The sequence below is a fragment of the Chamaesiphon sp. GL140_3_metabinner_50 genome, assembly GCF_025361915.1.
Taxonomy (GTDB): Bacteria; Cyanobacteriota; Cyanobacteriia; order Cyanobacteriales; family Chamaesiphonaceae; genus Chamaesiphon.
In genome coordinates this window covers 1-2,716 of sequence record NZ_JANYJC010000100.1, presented here as the reverse complement: position 1 = coordinate 2,716, position 2,716 = coordinate 1, and the positions used below count along the sequence as shown (strand labels likewise).

General features: G+C 42.2%; 1 protein-coding gene. It reads left to right on the top strand.

Annotated elements, in window-relative coordinates; genetic code table 11:
• Positions 1-280 precede the first annotated feature (280 nt).
• Positions 281-2,716, top strand: a 2,436-nt coding sequence (locus Q0R35_RS05360) for a 4Fe-4S binding protein (protein ID WP_295615061.1), incomplete at its 3' end; no start/stop codon positions are given.

Genomic DNA, 2,716 nt, shown 5'->3' with positions numbered 1-2,716 from the left:
ATGCCCGAATATTACCAAGTCCGCAACTATGCCCTAGATTTCCTCTACAACCGTTACGCTCACGATGATGAGTAATTATGTTAATCGCTCATCGATCGGACTGAAACTGTGCGCGGATAAAGTGCTGTAAAACTTAACTAGTAATATCTCTGCTCACAATTTTATGCCGATCGGTAGACTACATACATATACATCTTAACTATTATATAAATGTGATTCTCGATCGAGAGCCAGCACAGATAAAAACTCATTAATACTAGTTGACTTCTGCATTAATTGTATGTTCTCACAGGTACCCGAACGGCGAATGCATGTGTTTCGTTGGATTCTCACGATCGCATGGCTGCTGATTATTGCATCATTATTTTACGATCCTTGGACTTCGGTATTGACCGAGCCAAATCATCCTTGGAGTCCGTTAAGGTTGTCAGGTAGCTGTATTCTAGTGCAGGGAAAGTGTCTGATAGAACAGCCTTATCCATTGGCTACGACCTTATTTTGGGGGGCGATCGTGCCTTCGTCGATCTTTATTTTGCTGATATTCGGGCATGAAGTTTGGCGCAGAATTTGTCCGCTCTCATTTTTGTCGCAAATTCCTCGCGCATTAGGCAAGCAAAGACAATTCAAACGCGAGAATCCGAATACGGGAAAAGTTCGGTATGAATTGCCAAAAATCAAGCCCGATTCGTGGTTGGGGCAGAATTATCCGTACGTACAATTTGGCTGGCTATTTGTCGGATTGTGCGGGCGGATTTTGTTTTTTAATGCCGATCGATTGGTACTAGCATTGTGGATATTACTTACGATCGCGGCGGCAATTGCTGTCGGCTATTTGTATGGTGGTAAATCGTGGTGCAATTATTTCTGCCCGATGGCTCCAGTACAGCAGATTTATAGCGAACCTGGCGGTTTATTGAGTAGTAAGGCACATATTAGCGATACCTCAATTACCCAATCGATGTGTCGAACGGTATTACCCGATGGCAAAGAGCAAAGTGCTTGTGTAGCTTGTCAAAATCCCTGCATCGATATCGACTCAGCACGCGTTTATTGGGATAGTTTAAATAAGCCAGAAGTATCGTGGTTGCGGTATGGCTATGTGGGCTTAGTCATCGGTTATTTTGGTTATTATTATCTGTATGCGGGTAATTGGGACTATTATGTTTCGGGCGCGTGGGCGAGACAGCCAGACCAATTATCAACACTATTAAATCCAGGATTTTATCTATTCGGACAGGCGATTAATATTCCCAAAATTGTTGCCGTACCAATGACATTAGGTATCTCTACCCTGCTCGGAGATCGGGTGGGTAGATCGATCGAGCAATGGGCAAAGTCTTACAGTCGCCAGCGCGATCTCAAGCTATCGCCGGATGTAATTAGGCATCGCATCTTTACACTATGTACGTTTTTTATTTTTAACTTCTTCTTTATCTTTGGCGGTCGTCCTCTAATTCAACTAATGCCGATTTCGGTTCAATATATTTACGAGCTTGCGCTAGTATTATTGAGTACGCTGTGGGTGTACAAAACTTGGCGACTTAGCTCCGATCTGTATTCGCGAGAGAATTTGGCAAGCCGATTCCGCAAGCAGTTGGAGAAGTTGCAACTGGATATTTCTCAGTATGTAGAAGGTCGTTCTTTGAGCGATCTGAATACTCATGAGGTTTATATTTTAGCGAAAGTTTTACCTGGATTTACACGAGAAAAGCGACATGCTGCTTATAAAGGAGTCGTGCGCGAAGCATTGGAAGAAGGGTATGCTAATTATTCTAGTAGTCTAGAAGTATTGCAACAATTACGTCAAGAATTGGGCATTACCGATGACGAACACCGTCAGGTATTAGAAGAGCTGGGTATTGAAGATCCAGAGTTGCTAAACCCCGATCGCAAACGCAGCTTAGAAAATCAAATTCGCTTGACTGGCTATCGCAAATCTTTAGAACGACTAATGCTATTGCAGCAACAGCAAGATTTGACTAATCCCGATCCTACTCTAAATCGCAACTCAGTAGAAATCGATGCACTGCGCCGCCAATACTCTATTAATCCTCAAGATGAAGATTGGATTTTGAGCGGAATTTCTCCAGAATCTGGTAGCTTACGCAGAGCAGAATTTTTACTCACTCAATTACCAGATCTAATTAATTGCTATCGCGGACTCAATCAACCCATTCTAGCCGCTCATCAAGCAGTTTTACTACTGCTCAAGAGTAGCATTCATCATAAGAAAGAGTTAATCGTTCGTAATATTTTAGAAGTAATCATAAGTCTCGATGGAGATAAGTCGGCGATCGATCTAGCTCAACAATTAGGCGATTTAGCTCCAGTAGTTTTGCTAGAACTACTAGAATCAGAAGATTGGCAAGCTAGACTGCATTCAGACATAATTGAAAAGCTAAAACCATTTCCAGGACTCATAAACACCTGTGCGATCGATTATTCAAGTGAAGAAACTCTCAACTCTCTATCACCATTACTAGACGATCGCAATCCCCTGATTCAAACAGCATGTCTGTATATTACCGCACAGCTCAATTTCGATCGCTCTCAAACAATCGCCCGTAATTATACCGATTCTCACAGCTCATCTTTGGTTAATGAAGCCGTCAAGATTATCTTGTCAGCATCTAAACAATGTCCGCAGCTAAAGACATTTGCCTTATTAGAAAAAGTGGTACATCTCTTTAATAGCGACTTCTTTAACCGGATTCAT